Origin of the sequence: Sporichthya sp. (assembly GCF_013815995.1) — a bacterium.
Classification (GTDB): domain Bacteria; phylum Actinomycetota; class Actinomycetes; order Sporichthyales; family Sporichthyaceae; genus Sporichthya.
In genome coordinates, this window is sequence record NZ_JACDFE010000024.1 from 1 (window position 1) to 21,385 (window position 21,385).

The following is a 21,385-nucleotide window of genomic DNA, read 5'->3' on the forward strand; positions in this document are numbered from 1 at the left end:
CGGCGGAACTGGCGCTCCGGCTGGCCGACATCACCCGCTGCCTCGGCGAACACCAGGACGCCGCGATCGCCGCGGCGGCCGCGATCGAGCTGGCCCGGCAGCCCCAGTGCCCGGCGCCGGCGGCGCTCGGCCTCGGGCTGCTGCATGGGGTGCAACGGGAGGCGGTTCTGGCGGCCCGGACGATCTTCGTGGACACCTGGCCGGAGCTGCGGCCGTTCGCCGCTACCCATGAACGGATCGCTCGCTGAGTTCGTTTGGATGCGTTGCGTAACCACGCCAAGCCGGAGTGACGAAACTCGCAGCTCAGTTGGGGTGTTCGGACTGATCGTTAACACAGGCCATCCCCGTCGATCCACCCCACATTCATCTGGCGTTCACTGTGCCAACGTTCGCTTGGGCAGTACGGACCCGCCGGTCCGTGCGTGCTGCCGCCCCCGTCCGCCGCGCTGCGGACTCGAACGAAACCGAGGCCTGAATGACCCTCTCGACGACCCGCCGGCCGCGCAGAGTGGCCGCCGCGATGGTCGCGACCGTCCTGTGCGTCGGGCTCTCTGCCTGCGCCGACGACAGCGACGACCCGATCGCTGACTCCAGCGACAGCAGCCCGTCCACCTCGGGCTCGGCGAGCCCGGACTCCGCCGACAGCGGGACCAAGCTCAGCGGCACGCTCTCCGGGGTCGGGGCCTCGTCCCAGGGCTCGGCGATGGAGGCCTGGATCGCCGCGTTCAACGAGAAGTACCCGGACGCGACGATCAACTACGAGCCCACCGGTTCCGGCGCGGGCCGCGAGCAGTTCGCCGCCGGCGCGGTCAAGTTCGCCGGCTCGGACGCGGCCCTGAGCGAGGAAGAGACGACCAAGGCCAAGAGCGTCTGTGGCGACATCGTCCAGGTGCCGCTCTACGTCTCGCCGATCGCGATCGCCTTCAACCTGCCGGGGATCACCTCGCTGCAGCTCAAGGCCGAGACCATCGCCAAGATCTTCGACGGGAAGATCACCTCCTGGGACGACGAGGCGATCAAGGCCGACAACCCGGACGCCGATCTGCCCGGCTCCGACATCACCCCGGTGCACCGCTCGGACAAGTCCGGCACCACCGAGAACTTCACCGATTACCTCAAGGGTGCGGCCGCCGACTCGTGGTCCTACGACGTCAGCGGTGACTGGCCGGCCTCGGGCGGCGAGGCCGCGCAGGGCACCTCCGGGGTCATCGCCGCGATCAAGTCGGCCGAGGGCGGGATCGGTTACGCCGACGCCAGCCAGGCCAGCGGCCTCGGCCTGGTGAAGGTCGGTGTCGGCTCGGCCTTCGTCGAGCCCTCCGCGGACGCGGCGGCGAAGATCCTCGCCTCCTCCGAGCGGGCCGCGGGCCAGGGCGACGCCAGCTACGCCTACGAGCTCGACCGCAAGACCGAGGACTCCGGGACCTACCCGGTCGTCCTGGTCACCTACAGCCTGGCCTGCACCCAGTACGCGTCGCAGGGCGACGTGGATCTGGTCAAGGCGTTCCTGTCCTTCATCGTCAGCGAGGAGGGCCAGCAGATCGCGGAGGAGAACGCCGGCTCCGCTCCGCTGAGCGCGGAGGAGCGCGACCTGTTCCAGGCCGCGATCGACAAGATCTCGCTGAAGTCCTGACCGACAGATGACAACCGGGTGGCGGGTCACGGGGGCCCGCCGCCCGGTTCCCCGTCCGGCCCCCTTACGTCAGAACGCTGAGAGGTGGGAATGAGCGTCGACGTCGGCCTACCCCCCGCTCCACCGCCCGCACCCCCCAAGGCGCAGAAGGCCGTCGTCCGTCCGGGGGACCGGATCTTCTTCGGCGCCTCCGTCGGAGCCGGCATCACGATCCTGATCGTCCTGGCCGGCGTCGCCCTGTTCCTGTTCATCGAAGCGTGGCCGGCGATCACCGCCGACTCCTCCGAGCTGCCGAACCAGGAAAGCCTGGTCAAGTACATCGCCCCGCTCGCGTTCGGCACGGTGCTCGGCGCGACCATCGCCGTGATCATTGCCGCGCCGATGGCGATCGCGATCGCGCTGTACATCACGCACTACGCCCCGCCGCGGTTGGCGGGAGTGCTGGGGCTGGCCATCGACCTGCTGGCCGCGGTGCCGAGCATTGTCTACGGCCTCTGGGGCATCTTCGTCCTCGCCCCGCACTCGGTGGCGCTCTCTCGCTGGCTGGAGGGCAACCTCGGCTTCCTCCCGTTCTTCGACGGCCCGCCGTCGGCCACCGGGCGCACGATGCTGGTGGTCGGGATCGTGCTCGCGGTGATGATCCTGCCGGTGATCACCGCGGTCTCCCGCGAGGTCTTCAAGCAGACCCCTCAGTTGCACCAGGAAGCGGCCCTCGCGCTCGGCGCCACCCGCTGGGAAATGATCCGGATGACCGTGCTGCCCTTCGGGCGCTCGGGCGTGATCAGCGGGGCGATGCTCGGCCTCGGCCGCGCGCTCGGCGAGACGATGGCCGTGGCCATCGTGCTCTCGACGGCCGACGTGGTCAGCTTCGATCTGATCAGCAGTCAGAACTCCGGCACGATCGCGGCGAACATCGCTCTGGACTTCCCTGAGTCCAGCGGCGTGAAGGTCAACGCCCTGATCGCCTCCGGCCTGGTGCTGTTCGCCATCACGCTGGCGGTCAACATGGTGGCCCGGGCGATCATCAACCGGCGGCGCGAGTTCTCCGGAGCCAACTGATGACCTCGCCGCCGAACCCGCCGCCGCCGAACCCGCCATCGGCGCAGCCGCGATACCCGGTCCGAGTCGATCTGCCCGCCCACGCGAACGGCGGGCCGAACGGGGACACGCCCGACTACCCGGGAGACCCGATCAGCGAGCCGTACGCAACCTTGACGGCCGTGGCACCGGCTCCGGAACTGCCCTCGGTGCCAATGACCGCCGAGCGCCTGCCGCGCTGGGCCGGGTGGGCGGTGCCGCTCGGCTTCACGCTCGGTGGCCTCCTCGCGCTGCCTTCGGGGATCTCGCCCGGCCTCGTGCTGCCGGTCGTCATGATCGTCTCGGCCGCCTTCATCTACCTGTGGTCGCGGTCCGTCGAAGGCGCGCGCTACGCCCTCGACCGTCTGGTCACCGCGATCGTCACCTCGGCGTTCCTGATTGCGATGATTCCGCTGGTGTCGGTGACCTGGACGGTCGTCGACCGCGGCACCGGCCGCTTCGACTGGGACTTCTTCTCCGAGTCGATGCGCGGCATCGTCGGGGCCGGAGGTGGTGGCTATCACGCGATCACGGGCACGCTGATCGTCACCGCCCTGGCCTGCGTGATCTCGATCCCGATCGGCCTGCTCTGCGCGATCTACCTGGTCGAGTACGGCAAGGACAACCGACTCTCGAGGTGGCTGACGTTCTTCGTCGACGTGATGGCCGGCATTCCTTCGATCGTCGCCGGTCTGTTCGCCTACGCCTTGTTCGTCCACATCAGCGGACCTGGCGTCCGGATGGGCATCGTCGGCGCGGTTGCACTCAGTGTGCTGATGATTCCGGTACTGGTCCGGGCCACCGTCGAGATGCTGAAGATCGTCCCGAACGAACTGCGCGAGGCGTCCCTGGCCCTCGGAGTGCCGACCTGGCGGACCATCGCCAAGATCGTGATCCCGACCTCCCTGGGCGGCATCGCCGCCTCGGTGACGCTGGCGGTCGCCCGCATCATCGGTGAGACCGCGCCGTTGTTGATCACGCTCGGCATCACCACCGGGACCAACTTCAACCCGTTCTCCGAGCGGATGGCGACGCTCCCGGTGTTCGCCTACACGCAAAACCAGACCCCCGGCATCGCGCGCAACGGGATGGGCCCGCCCGGCTTCGACCGCGCGTGGACCGCCGCCCTGATTCTGATCATGATCGTGATGGCGCTCAACCTCCTCGGCCGGCTCATCGCTCGCCTGTTCGCCCCGAAGACCGGCCGCTAGAGCCCCCGGAAAGACACGAGGAAACGACCCATGGCCAAGCGCATCGACGTCGACCAGCTGAACATCTACTACAAGGACTTCCTCGCCGTGGAGGATGTCTCGATGAACATTGAGGCGCGCTCGGTCACCGCCTTCATCGGCCCGTCCGGCTGCGGCAAGTCCACCCTCCTGCGCTCGCTGAACCGGATGCACGAGGTGATCCCCGGCGCCCGGGTCGAGGGCAAGGTCGTCATCGACGGGCAGGACCTCTACGCACCCAACGTCGACCCGGTCGGGGTCCGGCGCTCGGTCGGCATGGTGTTCCAGAAGCCGAACCCGTTCCCGACCATGTCGATCCGCGAGAACGTGGCGGCGGGGCTGAAGCTGAACGGCACGAAGCTGCGCAAGGCCACCATCGACGAACTGGTCGAGCGGTCGCTGGTGGGCGCGAACCTCTGGAACGAGGTCAAGGACCGCCTCGACAAGCCGGGCGCCGGACTGTCCGGTGGCCAGCAGCAGCGCCTGTGCATCGCCCGGGCCATCGCGGTCCAGCCCGACGTGCTGCTGATGGACGAGCCGTGCTCGGCGCTCGACCCCATCTCCACCCTGGCGGTGGAGGAGCTCATCTCCGAGCTGCGACAGAACTACACGATCGTGATCGTCACCCACAACATGCAGCAGGCGGCCCGGGTCAGTGACCGCTGCGCGTTCTTCAACATCGCCGGGACCGGCAAGCCGGGCAAGCTGATCGAGATGGGCCCCACCCAGAAGATCTTCTCGACCCCGAGCGTGAAGGCGACCGAGGATTACATCTCCGGCCGCTTCGGCTGATTCTGCGGTGCCCGACGACCTGAGGGGACGTCAGCCTATGAGCGGTTCGAGGACCCAGTAGGAGCCGGCCGCCACACACCCGGCCGCGGGGATGGTGAGGATCCAGGCCATCACGATGTTGCCCGCGACCCCCCAGCGGACCGCGGACATCCGTTTGGTCGCCCCCGCACCCATCACCGCCGAGGTGATGGTGTGCGTGGTGGAGATCGGCGCCGCGAACACGAAGGCGGTCGTGTAGAGCACGCTCGCGGCCACGGTCTCCGAGGCGAAGCCGCGCGGCGGGTCGAGGTCGACGATGCGCCGGCCCAAAGTGCGCATGATGCGCCACCCGCCGGCGTAGGTGCCGAGCGAGAGCGCGGCGGCGGAGGACACGACGACCCACCACGGGATTCCGTCGTCCGCGCCGACATGGTCGGTGGTCAGCAGGGCGAGGAAGATGACGCCCATCGTCTTCTGCACGTCCTGGATGCCGTGCCCGAGCGCCATCGCGGTGGCCGAGACGGTCTGGGCGACCCGGAAGCCGCGGTTGAGCGGGCCCGGCTTGTGCCGACGGAACACCCAGAGGATGCCGATCATCAGCAGGGCGGAGGCGAAGAAGCCGACCACCGGCGAGATCACCATCGGGATCAGGATCTTCTCGCGGATGCCCTCCCACTTCACGGTGATGTCGCCGGCCATGGCCGCGCCGATCAGGCCACCGAACAGGGCGTGCGAGGACGAGCTGGGCAGCCCGAAGTACCAGGTGATGAGGTTCCAGGTGATGGCGCCGACCAACGCGCCCAGCACCACGACCAGGCCGTGCTGGCCCTCCGGGGTCTCGATGATCCCCTTGCCCACGGTGCTCGCCACCTGGGTGCCGAGGAAGGCGCCGAGGAAGTTCATCACCGCGGCCAGCAGCAGAGCGACCCGCGGGGTCAGGGCCCGGGTCGAGATCGAGGTCGCGATCGCGTTCGCGGAGTCGTGGAAGCCGTTGGTGTAGCCGAACCCGAGCGCGAACAGAACGACGAAGACCGTAGTGGTGTCCTGCACCGGGTCAGGACTCCTTGACGGCGATGCTCTCGACGGTGTTGGCGACGTTCTCGAACGCGTCGGCGGCCGCCTCGAGCTGGTCGACGACCTCCTTGATCTTGAGCACGGTCAGCGCGTCGAACTCACCGCCGTAGAGCTTGGCCAGCAACCGTCGGTAGATCGCGTCGCCGGCGTTCTCCAACCGGTTGATCTCGATCCAGTACTCGCGCAGGTTGCGCATTGCCCGCAGCCGCGGCATCGCCTCCGCGGTGACCTCGGCGGCACGCTCCAGCACTTCGACCTGGTCGGCCAGGCCGGGCGGCAGCTCGAGGATGTTGTAGAGCACCACCAGGTCGACGGCCGCCTCCATCGCGTCCATCACGTCGTCGAGGCTGGAAGCCAGGCGGTAGATGTCCTCGCGGTCGAACGGGGTGATGAACGAGGAGTTCACCTCGTTCATGATCGCGTGCGTGATCTCGTCGCTGGCGTGCTCGGCGGTCTTCATCCGTTCGCCGATGGCGGCGCGCTCAGGCGGGGTGGAGCCCAGCAACTCGGTGAGGATCTTGACGCCCACCACCAGGTTCGCCGCAGACGCGGCGAACATGTCGTAGAACGCGTTCGCCCGGGGAGTGACGCGAAACTTCACGGGGGGACTCCGGTCCGTGGCGGGATCTTGGGACGGGGGATCCTTGCGCGGGAATGCTACGCACCCCGTGGCGGGGGCTTGCCGGGGGCTTGCCGGGCTTGCCGGGGGCTTCCCAGGGGCTTTTCCCCAGGGCTCGATCGGCGCGCGCTCTTAGCCAATCCACAGCCTGCCGAGCGTGACGTTTGGCCGCTCCGACCGTTGATGTCGGTAGAGCCGGGCCTGTCCCCTGCCTGCGCTCACGAAGAGTCATCGTTCGGTCACAAATCGGCATCGCCGTCACGGTGTGAAACGTTCCGGCAATACCCGCCGATATAGCGATTAGGTCCAACATCCCCCGCACGGATCACACCCGCAGGAGTTCCCCAGTGCCCAAATCCCTTCGCAGCAGCCTCGTCCCCGGCGTTGCGGTCGCAGCCACGCTTATCCTGACCGCGGGCGCCCTGGCCGCGCCGGCCGGCGCCGCAGAGTCACCGAAGAAACCGAAGTTCGACATCGACAACGTCGGCTACAGCGAGGTGATGCGCGCCGGCGCCGTCGAGACCTTCGCCGACATCCCCCGCACCCTGCCCCAGAACGTGGGCTACTCGCAGGTCGAGCTGATCAAGGACATCCAGGAGGAATCGCCGCGCTGCATCGCGGACGGCGCCGGCTACTGGCTGGGCGACATCGTGGAGGAGGGCGTGTTCAAGGGCGGCGCCGCTCCGATCGAAGAGGGCCAGACCCAGACCGACGCCAGCCCGTACGACAACCCGACGATCAACCGCGTGTACCGGCCGACGGGCGCGGCCGCCGGTGACACCGCGACCGCGGACCGCACGCCGAAGTTCCCGGCGAACGGCAACGGTCCGCTGTGGACCTCCGAGTGCAGCGCGGACTTCTTCGGGGGTTCGGGTACCGGCGACATGATCAACGCCGCCGGCACGCGGATCGCCGGCAGCTCGGTCTCGGCCGCCGTCGACACCGCCACGGGCATCTACACCTCCACCGGCCGGGCCTACGTCACCGGCATCAAGGGCGCGTTCGACACGATCACCTCGCTGATGCAGGTCACCCACGTGCCGAACGAGGAGCCGAAGGTCACCTACCGGATGTCGTTCTTCGACTCTGACGCCGGCAAGAGCTCCTTCGCCAGCGACGGTGCCGAGTTCTTCGGCTCGGCCGTCCCGGCCAGCCAGTTCGTCGACCAGTTCAACACCCAGTCGGCCGCGTTCTCCCAGCAGGGTGCGGCGTTCGGCCCGGCGGGGCTGCAGATCCTGTCCCCGCAGGTCTACCCGGACCAGGACAACGGCCGGATGACGATCACCGCCCCGGCGGCGGCGGGCAACCTCGGGTTCGCGTCCCGCAACGGCACCCTCGGCGAGAACTTCGGCGCGCGTTTCGCCTCCATCACCTGGACCGGCGACAACGTCAGCGCCGACGCCCTGTAAACACCCGCTCCACCCAGTTCCGGCGCGGCCCCTCGGGGTCGCGCCGGAACTGTTTTAACCCCGAGCGGGAACTCAACGGGCAGCCGCGGCGACCTTTCAGACAAGCTCAGCCTCCGACGGCACCGCCCAGGGAACACAGCCGCGGCTACACCGCGGACAAGCAGCCTGTTCGTGGTCAGCAACAGCCTGCGCCTGGGTCGCTTCCGCTGAGGCGTTCCACCACAAGGGATGTCATCCCCTGCGAGGGCGTCAGTAGCGGATGTCGCCGAAGGTGTCGAACTTGATGCGCGACACCGACAGGCCCTTGCCGAGCAGACGGTCGATGGTGCCGCGGACCATGTTGGGCGAGCCGGCGACGAACACGTCGTGGTCGGACCACTCGCCGTGGTTCAGCGCGACGTCCACGATCAGGCCCTGCTCCCCGTCGTACCGGTCGTCGTGCGAGACCGCCGGGACCAGGGTGAGCCAGCTGTGCTGGCGGGAGAGCTCCTCCATCGCCGGCAGGTCGTAGAGGCCCTCGGGGCGGCGCGCGCCGAAGAAGAGGTGCACCCGGCGGTACCAGTTCCATCGGGCCATGTCCTCGATGATCGCCTTCATCGGCGCCAGGCCGGTGCCGCCGGCGATGCAGACCAGGTCGCGGGTCGAGGTGCGGTCCGCGACCATCGTGCCGGTGGCGTGACCGAGCCGGATGACGTCGCCGACCCGGGCCTTGTTGACCATCGCCTGGCTGACCCAGCCGGCGTCGACACCGTGCACGTGCAGCTCGATCAGGTCGTCCTTGCGGGGCGCGTTGGCCATCGAGTAGGAGCGCCATACCCGCGGCCACCACGGCGTCTCGACCGAGACGTACTGCCCGGCTTCGTAGGGGTAGTGCTGGTCCGGCTTGACCCAGAGCACCGCGGTGTCGCGGTCCCGCGGCTCGTGCTCGACGATCTCGGCCAGCCACCAGTCCGGGGTGTCCAGCGCCGCCCGGCGGGAGGCCTCAATCATCGCCTCGGCGGCGATGCTGTACGCCGCGACCCAGGCGGCCTCGACCTCAGGGGTCCACACCTCGCCGGCGTAGCGCTTCAGCGCGGCGATCAGGGCCCGGCCGACGGCCTCGTAGTGGGCCGGCTTGGCACCGAACTTGCGGTGGTCCCGGCCCAGCTGCTCGAGGAAGTTGGTCAGGAACTCTGGCCGGTCGATGCCCTGGACGATGCGGATGATCGCGCCGAGCAGACGGTCGCGCTGCACGTCCATGTAGGGCGGGAACATCTCGCGGACGCCCGGGTTCTCGATGAACAGGCGCGCGTAGAAGTACCCGGCCACCTTGTCGGCGACCGGCTCGACCGCCTCGAAGGATTCCTTGATCAGACGTGGATCCAGCACGCGTTCGACGATACCCCTCGGACTTGTCGTCGTGATCACGAACAAGCCATTCAGGGCAACGCCCGCCCCGGCCCGCAAGCAATCTGACTGGGCGTAACCCGGACAAATCCCCCGAAAGAAGAACTCAGTAAGCGCGGCGGGCGGTCCGCTCGATCGCATCCAGCAGCACCGGCCACAGCTCACGCGGCATGTCATGTCCCATCCCGGGGACGAGGACGAGCTCCGCGCCCGGGATCGCCCGGGCGGTGGCCTTGCCGCCCGAGACGTGCACCAGCGGATCGGCGGTGCCGTGCAGCACGGTGGTCGGCACCCGGATATTCGCCAGCTCGGAGGTCCGGTCCGCGGCGTTCACGATCGCGGCGAGCTGGCGCATCGTGCCGGCGGGGTTGAGCCCGTAGGCGAAGGTGCGATGGGCCCGGGCCCGCTGGCGCTCCAGGTTCGACTCGAAGTAGCGGGGCGAGCCGATCCGGCGGAAACCCTCCAGGTTGCGTGCGACGTACGCCTCCTCACCGTCCGGGATCTTCCTGAACATCCGGGCCAGCACCCGCGGATTGATCCAGCCCACCTTCCGGGACCCGGTAGTGGACATCATCGAGGTCAGCGAACGCACCAGCGCCGGGTGCCGGATGGCGAGGAGCTGGGCGATCATGCCGCCCATCGACACCCCGACCACGTGCGCGCGGGGGACCTGCAGGTGCCTCAGCAACCCGGCGGCGTCGGCGGCCATGTCCTCCAGCGAGTACTCCGGGGCCGCGCGCCGCAGATAGGCGGGCACCACCCGGGCCGGCGAGGCGCCGGGGCGGGAGAGCCCGACGTCCCGGTTGTCGTAGCGGATGACCCGGAAGCCGCGGTCGGCGAGCGCGGAGCAGAACTCGTCCTCCCACCAGAACATCGGACCGCCCAACCCCATGATCAGCAGGATCGCCGGGTGCTGCGGATCGCCGAATTCTTCGTAACAGATCTCGATCCCACCGATACGCGCTGTGACCGTCGCCATCGGACTTCCTCCCCTGGGTCGCTCCCGCCTCAGAAGTTTGCCCGAACAATGCTCGTGTTCGCGCCTGCGAGTCACGGTCGGTGACTTAGCCTCCAAGTTACGGGAACGTGTCCAACGTCCCTTGCGTCACAGCACCGTCCGCACCACATCGCTTCACTGCTCGCCCCGCAGGAGCCCGCGATGAAGTTTGTGAACCGCTTTCCGACCGGTCTTCCGACGCTGTTGTGCCCGGAGGGTTTCGCCGGCCCGCGCGGCACCCGCGCGCTGCTGGACGAGCGTCGCACCGTCGCCGAGGGTCGCACCCTGCTGCGGGACGCGATCTGGAACGAGCCGAACACCCCGCACGGCGAGCACCGTCCCGTGCTGCTGCTGCCGGGCTTCATGAGCGGCGACTACTCGATGAGCCTGCTCTCCCGCTGGCTGCGCCGGGCCGGTTACGCCCCGCTGCGCTCGCAGGTGCGCCTGAACGTGGACTGTTCGCGGACCACGATCGACCGGCTGACCCGCCGGGTCGAGATCGCGGCCCTGCACGAGGGCCGGCCGCTGACCCTGATCGGGCACAGCCTGGGCGGCATCTACGCCAAGACCATCGCGATGCGCCGGCCGGACCTGGTCAACGGCGTCGTCGCGCTCGGCAGCCCGCTGCTCGCCCCCACCGCCAGCCACCGGCTGCTGCTGGCCGACGTCGCGGTGCTGAACGCCCTGAACAAGGCCGGGCTGCGCCGCCTGATGAACGCGGACTGCGTGCACGGCGAATGCGCGGCGGACTCGCGTGCGGAACTGGCCGGCCCGTTCCCGACCGGCATGCCGTTCCTGTCGATCTACTCCAGGACCGACGGGATCATCGACTGGAAGGCCGCTGCCGATCCGGACGCCGTGCACATCGAGGTCGACGGCAGCCACCTCGGTATGACGGTCAACCCGGCGGTCTACCGGGCCCTCGCCCTGCACCTGCCGACGCTGAGCGGGATGCGTGCCGAACAGCCGGGTGCGGCCGCCTGAGTTTGTCGGTTCTGACAGTCCACATTGACTGCCCGAAATGAGGTTGTTTCAGGCGAGCGGAGTGAATTAACCCCTACGTGTCCAGGAGTGGTCACAATGGTTCAGGATGAGCGCAATCCGGGCCGGGGGGCTGTGATGACCGTGGGACACGCACCACATCGACGCTGGCGCGCCGCATCAGCGAGCGCAGTGGTCGCGTTGATCGCGACCACCGTGGGAACCGGGCTCGGATCCCAGCCCGCAGTGGGCTCCAGTGCGTTGAGCCCGGCCGAACAACTCCGCCAGGAGACCCTCACCGCCGCCGTCGATGCGCTTCGCGCGCACGGCGCCGGTTTTGGTTTCGGCCACGGCGGTGCCCAGGGCCTCGGCGCCGACCTCGGGGTGATCGTTTCCGATGTCGTGAACGAAGCCTCCGGAGACAGCCACGTCCGCATGCACCGCACCTTCGCCGGCCTGCCGGTGCTCGGCGGTGACCTGGTCGTGCACCGCACCACCGCGGGCGCCTGGGACGGTGCGAGCGCGACCTTCCGCGAACCGCTCGCCCTCGACCTGCGCCCGGTCATCGACGCCACCACCGCCACCACCAGGGCGCTCACCACGGCGAATGCCCTCACCGGGGCACTGCCGCTGGCCGAACCCGGACTGGTGATCGACGCGGCCGGATTCGACGGCACGGCGCCGGCCCTGGCCTGGGACGTGTTCACCGCCGGTACCCAGGCCGACGGCACCCCGTCGATGCGGCACACGTACGTCGATGCGGTCACCGGCAAGGTCCGCTTCGTCGACGAGGAGATCGAGACCGTCGACGGCGCCGGCGAATCGCTCTACGGCGGCCGGGTCCCGCTCAGCACCGTGGCGAGCACGGAGAACTTCGAGCTGCGCGATCTGACCCGCGGCGGCAACTACGTCGGCGACGTGGAGAACCGGGTCGACGACTGCCTGCCGATCCTGATCCCGTTGTGCACCTCCAGCGCGCCGGGGGAACTGTTCACCGACGCCGACAACGACTGGGGCAACGGCAGCGCCCTGGACCGGCAGACCACCGCCGTCGACGCCCAGTACGGCGCCGCCACCACCTGGGACTACTTCCTCAAGGTGCACAAGCGGCGCGGCATCGCCAACGACGGCGTCGGGGTCTACAGCCGGGTGCACTACGGCACCAACTACGCCAACGCGTTCTGGAACGACACCTGCCGCTGCATGACCTTCGGCGACGGTGACGGCGACGAGCTCGGCCCGCTGGTCTCCCTCGACATCTCGGGCCACGAGATCACCCACGGCCTGACCTCGCGCACGGCCGCGCTGATGGGCTCCGGGGAGTCCGGGGGCCTGAACGAGGCGACCAGCGACATCTTCGGCACGATGATCGAGTTCTACGCGAAGAATCCGGTCGACGTCGGCGACTACCTGATCGGCGAGATGCCGCAGCGCAAGAACACGCCGAAGGCGATCCGCTACATGTACCGGCCGAGCCTGGACAAGTCCTCGCCGGACTGCTGGTCCGAGCGGGTGCAGAACCTCGGCGTCCACGACTCGGCCGGCATCGGCAACCACTTCTTCTACCTAGTCGCCGAGGGCAGCAAGGCCAAGACGATCTCCGGAGTCGAGTACCGCAGCCCGACGTGCAACGGCGACCGCATCGAGGGCATCGGCCGGGACGCGGCCGCGGCGATCTGGTACCGCGCCCTGACGCTGTACTTCACCTCCGCGACCGACTACTTCGGCGCCCGCGCCGCGACCCTGAACGCGGCCGAGGACCTCTACGGCGAGCGCAGCCCTCAGCTCGTCGCAACCGCGATGAGCTGGGACGCCGTCAACGTCATGCCGGGCCTCCGCCGCTGAGCCACCGAACCATGAGGCGTGTCACGCCTAATGGTTCGTCAGACTGCGTCGGCGCCGGCCGTCTCGCGGTGGATCGCGCCCTCGATCTGCCGCAGCTCGCGGCCGGTGCCGCCCCAGCGCTTGCTGATGATCTCGGCAGCGATGGAGATCGCGGTCTCCTCCGGAGTGCGGGCGCCGATGTCCAACCCGATCGGGGAGTACAGGCGCTCGAGGTCTTCCGCGGTGACGCCTTCTTCGCGCAGCCGCTCCAGGCGGTCGTAGTGGGTGCGCCGAGATCCCATCGCGCCGATGTACGCGGCGTGGGTGGTCAGCGCGAGCTTGAGCACCGGCACGTCGAACTTGGGATCGTGGGTCAGCACGCAGATCACCGTGCGCTCGTCCACCTTGCCGGCGGCGAGCTGGGCCTCGAGGTAGCGGTGCGGCCACTCGACGACCACCTCGTCGGCCTCCTTGAACCGCTTCGCGGTGGCGAACACTGGGCGCGCGTCGCAGACCGTCACCTCGTAGCCGAGGAACTTCCCGGCGCGGGTGACGGCGGCGGCGAAGTCGATCGCGCCGAACACGATCATCCGCGGGGCCGGGGCGAAGGACTGGACGAAGACGGCCTGCTCGAAGCCGAGCCGCTCGCCGTCGGGTCCGTAGCGCAACAGGCCGGAGTGGCCCTGGGAGAGCTGGCCGCGACCGTCGTCGAGCACCGCGGCGTCCAGGCGTTCCCCGCCGAGCGAGCCGGAGTGCCGGTCCGGCCAGATGACCATCCGGGCGCCGACCTGGCCCGGGCCGGACACGACGGTGGCCACCGCGATGGGCTGGCCGGCGTCGATCGCGGCGACCACGTCGGGAAACTCGGGGTACTCGGCCGGGGAGACCCGCTCGACGTACATGTCGATGATGCCGCCGCAGGTCAGGCCGACCGCGAAGGCGTCGTCGTCGGAGTAGCCGTAGGTCTGGAAGACGCCCGCGCCGGAGGCGAGAACCTCTTGGCCGAGCTCATAGACCGCGCCCTCGACGCAGCCGCCGGACACGCTGCCGACCGCTTCGCCGCCGGTCGAGATCGCCATCGCGGCGCCGGGCTGACGGGGGGCACTCTTGGAGATGTTCACGACCGTGGCCAGCGCAAACGGCTCTCCGGCGGCGTACCACTGGCGAATGTCGCCGAGAACGTCATGCATAAAACCTGAGGTTACCTAAGCAACACGCCGAATGATTTGGCCTGCCGGACAGCATGTCGGGTAGCTCCCAGCAAACGTCCAGTCCCCAGCGTGAGATTGGGCCCGAACCCCATCGGGGAGGCTCCGTGAGCGACGGCGAAGACCCGGGCGGTACCCAGCGCCTGCTGGTGGTGGACGACGAGGAGAACATCGTCGAACTGCTCAGCACGTCGCTGCGCTACGCCGGCTTCGAGGTGGCCACCGCGACCAACGGGCAGGAGGCCCTGGAGGCGGTCGGCACCTTCGCCCCGGACCTGCTGGTGCTCGACGTGATGATGCCGGACATCTCCGGGTTCGGCGTGGTCAAGAAGCTGCGGGCCTCCGGCTCGACCGTCCCGGTGCTGTTCCTGACCGCCCGGGACGCCACCGAGGACCGGATCTCCGGGCTGACCCTCGGCGGGGACGACTACGTCACCAAGCCGTTCAGCCTCGATGAGGTGATCGCCCGGATCAAGGCCGTGCTGCGCCGCACCGCCCGACCGGAGCCGGCGGCGCCGCCGCGACTGGTCTTCGCCGACCTCGAGCTCGACACCGAGACCCACGAGGTGTGGCGGGCCGGGCAGAGCGTCATGCTGTCCCCGACCGAGTTCAAGCTGCTGCGCTACTTCATGACCAACCCGCGCCGGGTGCTGTCGAAAGCCCAGATCCTCGACCACGTCTGGAACTACGACTTCAACGGCGAAGTGAACATCGTGGAGTCCTACGTGTCCTACCTGCGGCGCAAGATCGACACCGTCGAACCGCGCCTGCTGCACACCCTGCGCGGAGTCGGCTACGTGTTGCGCCTGCCACCGTCGTGAGGATGTGGGCCCGGCTGCGCGGTCTGTCCGCGCGGACCCCACTCCGAGTCAAGCTGATGGCCGCGCTGCTGGTGCTCACGACCGCAGCGGTCGGGATCACCGGGGCCACCGCAACCGCCGTCCTGCGCAACTACCTGGTCGACCGGCTCGACAACCGCCTCGAGCTCTACACGAACACGGCCATGCCCTCCATGAGCCAGCCGGTGACGCCGGCGGGCTCACCGTCGACCTCCGCCCTGACCCTGCCCCGGCTGCCCAACCCGTACTTCCTGATCACCCGCGACCCCGACGGCCGCGAACTGCGGCGGGAGAACGCCCAGTTCGAGGCGCCCGGCGCCGCCCCGCGTCAGGTGCCGGTCACTCTCGCGCAGGCGGAGGCGCGCGCCGGCGGACCCTTCGACGTCGCGGCGCTCGGCGGTGATCAGCCGGGCTGGCGCGCGTTGCTGACCCCGTTGCCGGACGGCGAGGGCAGCCTGATGGTGGCGGTCAGTCTCAACGAGGTCGACATCACCGTGTCCCGGCTGGCCCGGATCCTGATCGCGGTCGGGCTCAGCGTGTTGACCCTGGTGGCGGTGCTGGCGTACGCGATTGTCCGGTCCAGCCTGCGCCCGCTGCGTGAGGTGGAGGCCACCGCGGCGGCCATCACCAAGGGCGACCTGTCCCGCCGCGTGCCGGAGCACCATCGGCGGACCGAGGTCGGGCAGCTCTCCGCCGCGGTGAATGTGATGCTCACTCAGATCGAGTCGGCGGTCCGCGAGCGGGAGGGCTCGGCGGCCGAGGCGCGCGCCTCCGAGGAGCGGATGCGCCGATTCGTCACCGACGCCAGCCACGAGCTGCGAACTCCGCTGACCTCGATCCGCGGCTTCGCCGAGCTGTACCGGCAGGGCGCCGCCACCCCGGAGCAGGTGCCCTCACTGATCCGCCGGATCGAGGACGAGGCGACCCGGATGGGCCTGCTCGTCGAGGACCTGCTGCTGCTCGCCCGCCTGGACCAGCAGCGGCCCCTCGAACGCGTGCCGGTGGACCTGGTCACCGTGGCGACCGACGCCGTGCACGCGGCCCGGGCCGCCGACCCGGAGCGGGTGATCGAGGTCGGCGTCCTCGGCCGTGGCGACGATCCCCCCGGGGTGATCGGCGACGAGAGCCGGCTGCGTCAGATCGCGGACAACCTGGTCAGCAACGCCTGCACCCACACCCCGGCCGGCACGTCGGTCCGGGTCGGGGTCGGCGCGGAGACCAGTGACGGCCGGCACTGGGCCGTGCTCGAGGTCGCGGACTCCGGACCCGGCCTGTCGGAGGAGGAACGCGACCGGATCTTCGAACGCTTCTACCGGACGGATGACTCCCGGGCCCGGCGCACCGGCGGCACCGGGCTCGGCCTGTCCATCGTCGCCGCGCTGGTCGCCGCTCACGGCGGCGACGTGACGGTCACCTCGAGCCCCGGCCAGGGCGCGGTGTTCACGGTGCGCCTCCCCGCCCTGGCCTGACCGCCCGGCGTGTTGCCTCCACTGGTGCTCCGTGCCGCGCCTATCAAGGGTCAGGGATAGGCGCGGCACGCAGCAGAAGTTGGAGATGAGGGGGCGTCAGGAACCGATCACGCCGCCGTCGTTGCGGGTGATGACGACGGTCGCCGAGCGCGGCGGGGCGGTGCTGGACGGGTTCGAGTCGGGCCAGGTACTGGGGACCCCTTCACCGGGGTGCTGGATATTGACGAACATCGTGCGCTGGTCCGGAGTCTCGATCACGCCGGTGATCTCGCAGCCCTTCGGGCCGACCAGGAACCGCCGAATGTCCGGCAGGCCGGTCGCGGTGCCGGGCGTCGCCGCCGGCCGGTTGGCCAGATCCGCGACCAGCATCTGGTTGTTGCAGGCGATCGGCTGGGCGCCGTCGGTCTGGATCCACAACCGGCCGTCGTCGTCGGACCACAGCCCGTCCGGTGAACCGAACGCGTCCGCTGGGTTGAGGTTGGAGCCGTCCGGAAGGGTCTGTCCCGGCGGGTTCGTCGGGACGGCACCCACACCGGCCCCGGCGACGGCCAGCAGGTTCCAGACGAAGCTCAGGGCGCCGTGGTCCTTCTTGTTCTCCTCCCAGCACACGATGTGCCCGTAGCGGTTGGGCACGCGCGGGTTGGCGGCGTTGGCCACGGTCTTGGAGGTGTTGTTGGTGCAGGTCACGTACACCCGGCTGGTGCGCGGGTTGACCGCGACCCACTCGGGGCGGTCCATCGGGGTGGCACCGACCAAGGTGGCGGCGAGCCGGGTCTTGATCAGCACGTCCCCCTCGTCGGCGAAGCCGTTGGCCGCCGTGAGCGGGCCCTGGCCCTGGATCAGCGGGATCCACTGGCCGCTGCCGTCGTCGCTGAACTTGGCGACGTAGAGCGTGCCGTCGTCGAGCGGACTGCGACCGCGGGCGATCTCCGAGCGCCACGGCCGGCGCCCGACGAACTTGTACAGGTACTCGTTCACCTGGTCATCGCCCATGTAGACCACTACCTCACCACCCTTGGCGGTGACCACCACAGCGTTCTCGTGCTTGAGCCGGCCGAGCGCGGTGCGCTTGTTCGGCGTCGAGTTCGGCTTGAGCGGGTCGATCTCCGCCACCCAACCGAACCGGTTCGGCTCGTTCGGGTTGGCGCTGGTGACCCGGAAACGCGGGTCCGCCAACGCCCACTTGTTCCGGTCGCCGCCCACGCCATAACGGGTCGTCAGACCGGAGGTCTCGGCGTTGAAACCGCTGCCGTCGATCCGGAAATACCCGTTGAAGTTCTCCTCACAGGTCAGGTAGGTACCCCAGGGGGTGTAGCCGTGCGCGCAGTTGTTGAACGTACCCAGCACGCTCGTGCCGTTGGGGTCAGCCATGGTCTTGAGCAGCCGGTGGCCGCGGGCGGGTCCGGTGAACTTCATCGGGGTGTTGGCGGTGATCCGGCGGTTGAGCTTGCCGCGTACCACCTTCCACTCCCCGTTCTCGTTGAAGACCTCCACGATCGCGACGCCGTGCGCGGCCTGGGACTTGGCGACCATCTCCGCGGTCCAGGCAGAATCCGGGGGCAGCGTGCCGGTGAGGGATCCGGTCTGGACCAGCTTCTCGTCGGCCGCCTCGTGGTTCATCACCAGCAGGCCGTGCCGGTTGCGCGCCCGGCCCAGGCCGAGCGGGAAGAAGTGCATGCCGTCGTGCTCGGTGCCCATCTGTTGCGCCTGCTCGGCAGCGGTGTTGGCACCGGGGCGGAAGGCGGGGTAGTCCCCGAGGATCGGAGTGCCCCAGGGCAGCAGCGGAGTCGCGGTGTAACCCGCCGGCACCACGACCGTGTCCGCCTGGCTCGTCCCGATCGCGGTGAAGCCGAGCAGCGGCCCGGAGGGCCGGCCGCCGCCGAGACTGATGTCCAGATCGAGGTCGAGCAGGTCGTCGAGCGGGCCGGCCCCAGAGGTGCCGGCAGCCAGGAACCCGGCCGCGGTGGCCAGGCCCCCGGCCACCAGGGTCCGGCGGCCGAGCCGGGAGGAAACGATCTCCTGGAAGCGGCGCTCGCGGCTAGGGTTGAGCGAGGCGTCCTCGTCGGTGTACTCGGGCGTGGGCATGCAGAGGCTCCCAGGGCGTCAGGTGGTCGCAGCGGATCACCTCGACGCTTCCCGCGCTGCGCGACCAATGGGCGCAGTGCGGGTTAACGCCGGACGGCGCAGGCCCGACTCTGGTGGCGCGGTCGGGGTATCGGCTGGACGCGATAGCCCCGGCGCGCCACCAGGGTGAGTTCTAGAACGCCGGCGGGACTCCGCCGCCGGAGTTGCGGCGGCCGAGCGCCATGCCGCCGATGCCGCCGGCGATCAGGGCCAGCACGATGCCGGCGATGGCCAGCCCGATGGCGGCGTTGACCTGGCCGGAGGACGGCCCGTCGGACTCCTCGCTGGCGGCGGTCTTCGCCTCGAGCGCGACGGTCTTGGCCTCGTCCGCGGTGGCCTTGGCTTGGTCGATCTTGGCCGGGTCGGCGGTCGAGGCGGCAGGTGCCGCGGTGTCTCCGGCCGGGGTCAGCTTGAGCACCGGGGCCGGCTTCTCCGGCTCCTCGGCGCCCTCGGCGGCCTCCTCGATCCAGCGCACGATCTCGCCGCCGGTGTAGGTCTGCAGCGCCTTGAACACCATCTCGTAGGCGGTGGGCAGCGGTCCGACGCTGATCGGGAAGGTGTCGAACTCGCCGGGGGCGATACCGGCGTCGTCGTTGTCCGCGGTCCAGGTCACCTTGGCGACCCGCTCGTTGACCTCCTCGCCGTGCACCTGCAGCGGAGTGGTCACGGCCGCCTTGGTGACCTCCACGTCCCAGCCCGGCTTCGGCTGGTAGGACACGCTCGCCAACGGCTGGTCGGCCGGGAACTCGACCTCGAGCTTGATGGTGCTCGCGTCGTCCTTCTCGGTCGGGACCTTGAAGGTCAGCGTGGCGAACCCGCCCTGGGTGGCCGTGTTCGGGTTGACGGTGACGTGGGCCGAGGCCGGGAGGGCGGCCAGCCCGAGGGCCGCGAAGGCCAATCCGACCGTGGTGAGCGTTCGTCGCATGGTGGTTCTCTCCATCGTTGAGGCGGTGCGTGATCAGGCGCGGGCGAGTGGGATCTCCACCGAGCCGACACCGGCGTCGGTCTCGGTGGTGCGGACGGTCACGGTGACCTTCCAGGTGCCGGCCAGGAGCATCGGACCGGCGTCGACCGTGAACCGGCCGGCCTCCACCCGGACGGGCGTGAGGGTGATCGGGGAGATCCCCGCCTCGGCCAACGACGCGGTGAGGTTGACCTCCGGGGGATCGACGAGGTCGCCGGACAGCGACCGGATGGTGATGGTGAGGACGGCGGACCCGACCCGCGCGGGGTCGGCGACGATCTCCACCCGCACGTCGTTCGGCAGCTCGACCGGGGCGGTCACCGGGGATTCACTGCCGGCCTCCGAGTGGCTTGCGGAGCCGGAGCTGTGCCCCTCCATGTCCATGCCCGCCATACCCGCCATGCCGGCCATGTTCGCCATGCCGTCGTGCCCGCTGTGGACCCCGGGGGTGGTGACCACCAGCGCCGAGGTCGCCGCCAGCACCGCCGCGGCCAGAGCCAGCTCGAGCCCGACCGACCGGCGCAGGGTGCGCACCTCGTCGGGACGCTTCGCCACCTCGTCCGCGAGGGCCGCACCCAGCGAGGCACTCACCAGCGGACGCGCCTCGACGACATTGATCGCCCGGACGCGTCGGCGGCCGACCTCGCCGAGGCCGATCAGCAGCACCAGGCCGACGGCCTTGGCCAGGATCCAACGCCCGTACTCGGAGTCGACGAACGCGTCGATCGATCGCAGTTCGCGCCAGGCCTGGATGCTGCCGGTGACCGCCAGCACGGCGACCGCCCACATGGCGACCGGCGACCAGCGGGCCAACACCGCGCGGCAGTCCGCGGGCGGGTGCGGCAGCAGGCGGACCGCGAGCACGACCAGGCCGCCGATCCAGACCGCCACCGCCCCGAAGTGGACCGCGTCGACCAGCATCGTGAGCGCGGGGTACTTCCCCACCGCCGGGTGCCCGGAGCGCGCGGCGGTGATTAGCACGGCGACGGCGGCAACGCCGGCGACGTTCAGCGCGAGGAGTCGGGCGGACGGCCATCGCACCGCGGCAGCCAGCGCCGCCAGGACGAGGACGACGACGGCCAGGCGCCCCAGCGCGGCCTGGCCGTAGGCGGTCTCCAGCACGGTGTCGATCTCGCCGAACCCACCCGCCAGGCCGGTGCCACCGCTGCGCGCGCCCTGCAACGGCAGGCTCGCCAACGCGGTCAGCGCGACCAGCGCGCCGCCGCCGAGGGTGAGCCCGCGCAGCAGTGGGTCGGCGGCAGCGTCGTCCACGCTGTCCCGGCGGCAGAGCAGGTTGAACGTCGGCACGCCGATCAGCAGAATCACCCCGCCGTACCCGGACCAGCGGTTCACGCCGGCCACCGCGGAGACCACCGCATCGCTGCCGCCCCCGACCGCGTCGGCGACCGCGGCGGCCGACGCCGACGTGGCGGTCTCACCGAGGGTGAAGGTGATGGCGCCCGCGACCGGGTGCGAGTCCGCGGAGATCACCCGGAAGACAAAAACGTACCCGGCGTCGGGCAGCGGGCCGGGGATCGGAACGTGCAGGGTGTTGCCCTCGACCGTGGTGCGACCCAGTGGGGCAGCAGTGCCGTCGGCGGCGATCAACTTCATCGCGCCGGGGACCTGGGTGATCGACTCGGAGAACGTGAGGGTCAGCTCGGTGGGAGCGGCGTCCAGCGCGGCCCCGGAGGTCGGGCTGGACGTCAGCAGTTCCGCGTGAGCCAACGCCGGCGTAGCGCCGGCAAACCCGACGGCGAGCCACCCGAGCAGAAAAAGCAACA

Annotated in this window: 17 protein-coding genes and 1 pseudogene; 10 read left to right on the forward strand and 8 right to left on the reverse strand. The window is 69.8% G+C overall.

Going from position 1 to position 21,385, the window contains the following annotated elements; translation table 11 throughout:
* The 5 genes and pseudogenes from H0X00_RS04735 to pstB form a co-directional block, all read left to right on the forward strand.
* A pseudogene (locus tag H0X00_RS04735) lies at positions 1–248 on the forward strand (hypothetical protein); the annotation flags it as partial.
* A 227-nt stretch (positions 249–475) separates the two neighbouring features.
* Positions 476–1,630 (forward strand): phosphate ABC transporter substrate-binding protein PstS, encoded by a 1,155-nt coding sequence (pstS, locus tag H0X00_RS04740; protein ID WP_293767613.1) that lies wholly within the window; start codon positions 476–478, stop codon positions 1,628–1,630.
* A 90-nt stretch (positions 1,631–1,720) separates the two neighbouring features.
* On the forward strand, positions 1,721–2,689 hold the full coding sequence (gene pstC, locus H0X00_RS04745; RefSeq protein WP_293767615.1) for a phosphate ABC transporter permease subunit PstC: 969 nt from the start codon (positions 1,721–1,723) through the stop codon (positions 2,687–2,689).
* A 194-nt stretch (positions 2,690–2,883) separates the two neighbouring features.
* Positions 2,884–3,918, forward strand: a complete 1,035-nt coding sequence (pstA, locus tag H0X00_RS04750; RefSeq protein WP_293767616.1) for a phosphate ABC transporter permease PstA — start codon at positions 2,884–2,886, stop codon at positions 3,916–3,918.
* 30 nt (positions 3,919–3,948) lie between these two features.
* Entirely contained in the window at positions 3,949–4,728 is a 780-nt protein-coding gene (gene pstB / locus H0X00_RS04755; RefSeq protein WP_293767617.1) for a phosphate ABC transporter ATP-binding protein PstB, read from the forward strand.
* A gap of 30 nt (positions 4,729–4,758) precedes the next feature.
* On the opposite strand, the gene H0X00_RS04760 is transcribed toward pstB, so the two are convergent.
* Both H0X00_RS04760 and H0X00_RS04765 read right to left on the reverse strand, forming a co-directional pair.
* Positions 4,759–5,757 carry an inorganic phosphate transporter gene (locus tag H0X00_RS04760; protein ID WP_293767618.1) on the reverse strand — a complete coding sequence of 333 codons (999 nt, stop codon included), beginning with the start codon at positions 5,755–5,757 and terminating at the stop codon, positions 4,759–4,761.
* A 4-nt stretch (positions 5,758–5,761) separates the two neighbouring features.
* Positions 5,762–6,382 carry a DUF47 domain-containing protein gene (locus tag H0X00_RS04765; RefSeq protein ID WP_293767619.1) on the reverse strand — a complete coding sequence of 207 codons (621 nt, stop codon included), beginning with the start codon at positions 6,380–6,382 and terminating at the stop codon, positions 5,762–5,764.
* Positions 6,383–6,747: 365 nt separating this feature from the next.
* Between H0X00_RS04765 and H0X00_RS04770 the strand changes: the two genes are divergently transcribed.
* On the forward strand, positions 6,748–7,809 hold the full coding sequence (locus H0X00_RS04770) for a hypothetical protein (RefSeq protein ID WP_293767620.1): 1,062 nt from the start codon (positions 6,748–6,750) through the stop codon (positions 7,807–7,809).
* 249 nt (positions 7,810–8,058) lie between these two features.
* Here the strand turns inward: H0X00_RS04770 and H0X00_RS04775 are convergent, their stop codons facing one another.
* A complete protein-coding gene (locus tag H0X00_RS04775) occupies positions 8,059–9,177 on the reverse strand; it encodes a globin domain-containing protein (RefSeq protein ID WP_293767621.1) in 1,119 nt (372 codons plus the stop codon).
* 124 nt (positions 9,178–9,301) lie between these two features.
* Positions 9,302–10,174: an alpha/beta hydrolase gene (locus H0X00_RS04780; RefSeq protein ID WP_293767622.1), complete on the reverse strand. Its 873-nt coding sequence runs from the start codon at positions 10,172–10,174 to the stop codon at positions 9,302–9,304.
* 180 nt (positions 10,175–10,354) lie between these two features.
* On the opposite strand from H0X00_RS04780, the gene H0X00_RS04785 reads away from it, so the two are divergent.
* Together H0X00_RS04785 and H0X00_RS04790 are read left to right on the forward strand one after the other, a co-directional pair.
* On the forward strand, positions 10,355–11,176 hold the full coding sequence (locus tag H0X00_RS04785; protein ID WP_293767623.1) for a hypothetical protein: 822 nt from the start codon (positions 10,355–10,357) through the stop codon (positions 11,174–11,176).
* 189 nt (positions 11,177–11,365) lie between these two features.
* Positions 11,366–13,018: a M4 family metallopeptidase gene (locus H0X00_RS04790; protein WP_293767624.1), complete on the forward strand. Its 1,653-nt coding sequence runs from the start codon at positions 11,366–11,368 to the stop codon at positions 13,016–13,018.
* Between the two features lie 38 nt (positions 13,019–13,056).
* Here H0X00_RS04790 and H0X00_RS04795 read toward each other — a convergent pair whose 3' ends face one another.
* Positions 13,057–14,187: an XdhC family protein gene (locus tag H0X00_RS04795; RefSeq protein WP_293767625.1), complete on the reverse strand. Its 1,131-nt coding sequence runs from the start codon at positions 14,185–14,187 to the stop codon at positions 13,057–13,059.
* Positions 14,188–14,312: 125 nt separating this feature from the next.
* Between H0X00_RS04795 and H0X00_RS04800 the strand changes: the two genes are divergently transcribed.
* The gene (locus H0X00_RS04800) at positions 14,313–15,026 is read left to right on the forward strand and encodes a response regulator transcription factor (RefSeq protein ID WP_293767626.1); all 714 of its coding nucleotides are present in this window, start codon (positions 14,313–14,315) and stop codon (positions 15,024–15,026) included.
* Positions 15,027–15,028: 2 nt separating this feature from the next.
* Positions 15,029–16,513, forward strand: a complete 1,485-nt coding sequence (locus tag H0X00_RS04805; RefSeq protein ID WP_293767627.1) for a HAMP domain-containing sensor histidine kinase — start codon at positions 15,029–15,031, stop codon at positions 16,511–16,513.
* A 96-nt stretch (positions 16,514–16,609) separates the two neighbouring features.
* Here H0X00_RS04805 and H0X00_RS04810 read toward each other — a convergent pair whose 3' ends face one another.
* The 3 genes from H0X00_RS04810 to H0X00_RS04820 form a co-directional block, all read right to left on the reverse strand.
* Positions 16,610–18,598 (reverse strand): PhoX family phosphatase, encoded by a 1,989-nt coding sequence (locus H0X00_RS04810; protein ID WP_293767628.1) that lies wholly within the window; start codon positions 18,596–18,598, stop codon positions 16,610–16,612.
* A 172-nt stretch (positions 18,599–18,770) separates the two neighbouring features.
* Positions 18,771–19,562, reverse strand: a complete 792-nt coding sequence (locus tag H0X00_RS04815) for a YcnI family protein (protein WP_293767629.1) — start codon at positions 19,560–19,562, stop codon at positions 18,771–18,773.
* A 33-nt stretch (positions 19,563–19,595) separates the two neighbouring features.
* A complete protein-coding gene (locus H0X00_RS04820; RefSeq protein ID WP_293767630.1) occupies positions 19,596–21,383 on the reverse strand; it encodes a copper resistance protein CopC in 1,788 nt (595 codons plus the stop codon).
* Positions 21,384–21,385 lie beyond the last annotated feature (2 nt).

Coding starts and splice junctions, on each gene's coding strand:
- H0X00_RS04780 (WP_293767622.1), bottom strand. CDS start 10,174: ATGGCGACGGTCACAGCGCGTATCGGTGGGATCGAGATCTGTTACGAA.
- pstA (WP_293767616.1), top strand. CDS start 2,884: ATGACCGCCGAGCGCCTGCCGCGCTGGGCCGGGTGGGCGGTGCCGCTC.
- H0X00_RS04805 (WP_293767627.1), top strand. CDS start 15,029: ATGTGGGCCCGGCTGCGCGGTCTGTCCGCGCGGACCCCACTCCGAGTC.
- H0X00_RS04795 (WP_293767625.1), bottom strand. CDS start 14,187: ATGCATGACGTTCTCGGCGACATTCGCCAGTGGTACGCCGCCGGAGAG.
- H0X00_RS04815 (WP_293767629.1), bottom strand. CDS start 19,562: ATGCGACGAACGCTCACCACGGTCGGATTGGCCTTCGCGGCCCTCGGG.
- pstB (WP_293767617.1), top strand. CDS start 3,949: ATGGCCAAGCGCATCGACGTCGACCAGCTGAACATCTACTACAAGGAC.
- pstS (WP_293767613.1), top strand. CDS start 476: ATGACCCTCTCGACGACCCGCCGGCCGCGCAGAGTGGCCGCCGCGATG.
- pstC (WP_293767615.1), top strand. CDS start 1,721: ATGAGCGTCGACGTCGGCCTACCCCCCGCTCCACCGCCCGCACCCCCC.
- H0X00_RS04785 (WP_293767623.1), top strand. CDS start 10,355: ATGAAGTTTGTGAACCGCTTTCCGACCGGTCTTCCGACGCTGTTGTGC.
- H0X00_RS04810 (WP_293767628.1), bottom strand. CDS start 18,598: ATGCCCACGCCCGAGTACACCGACGAGGACGCCTCGCTCAACCCTAGC.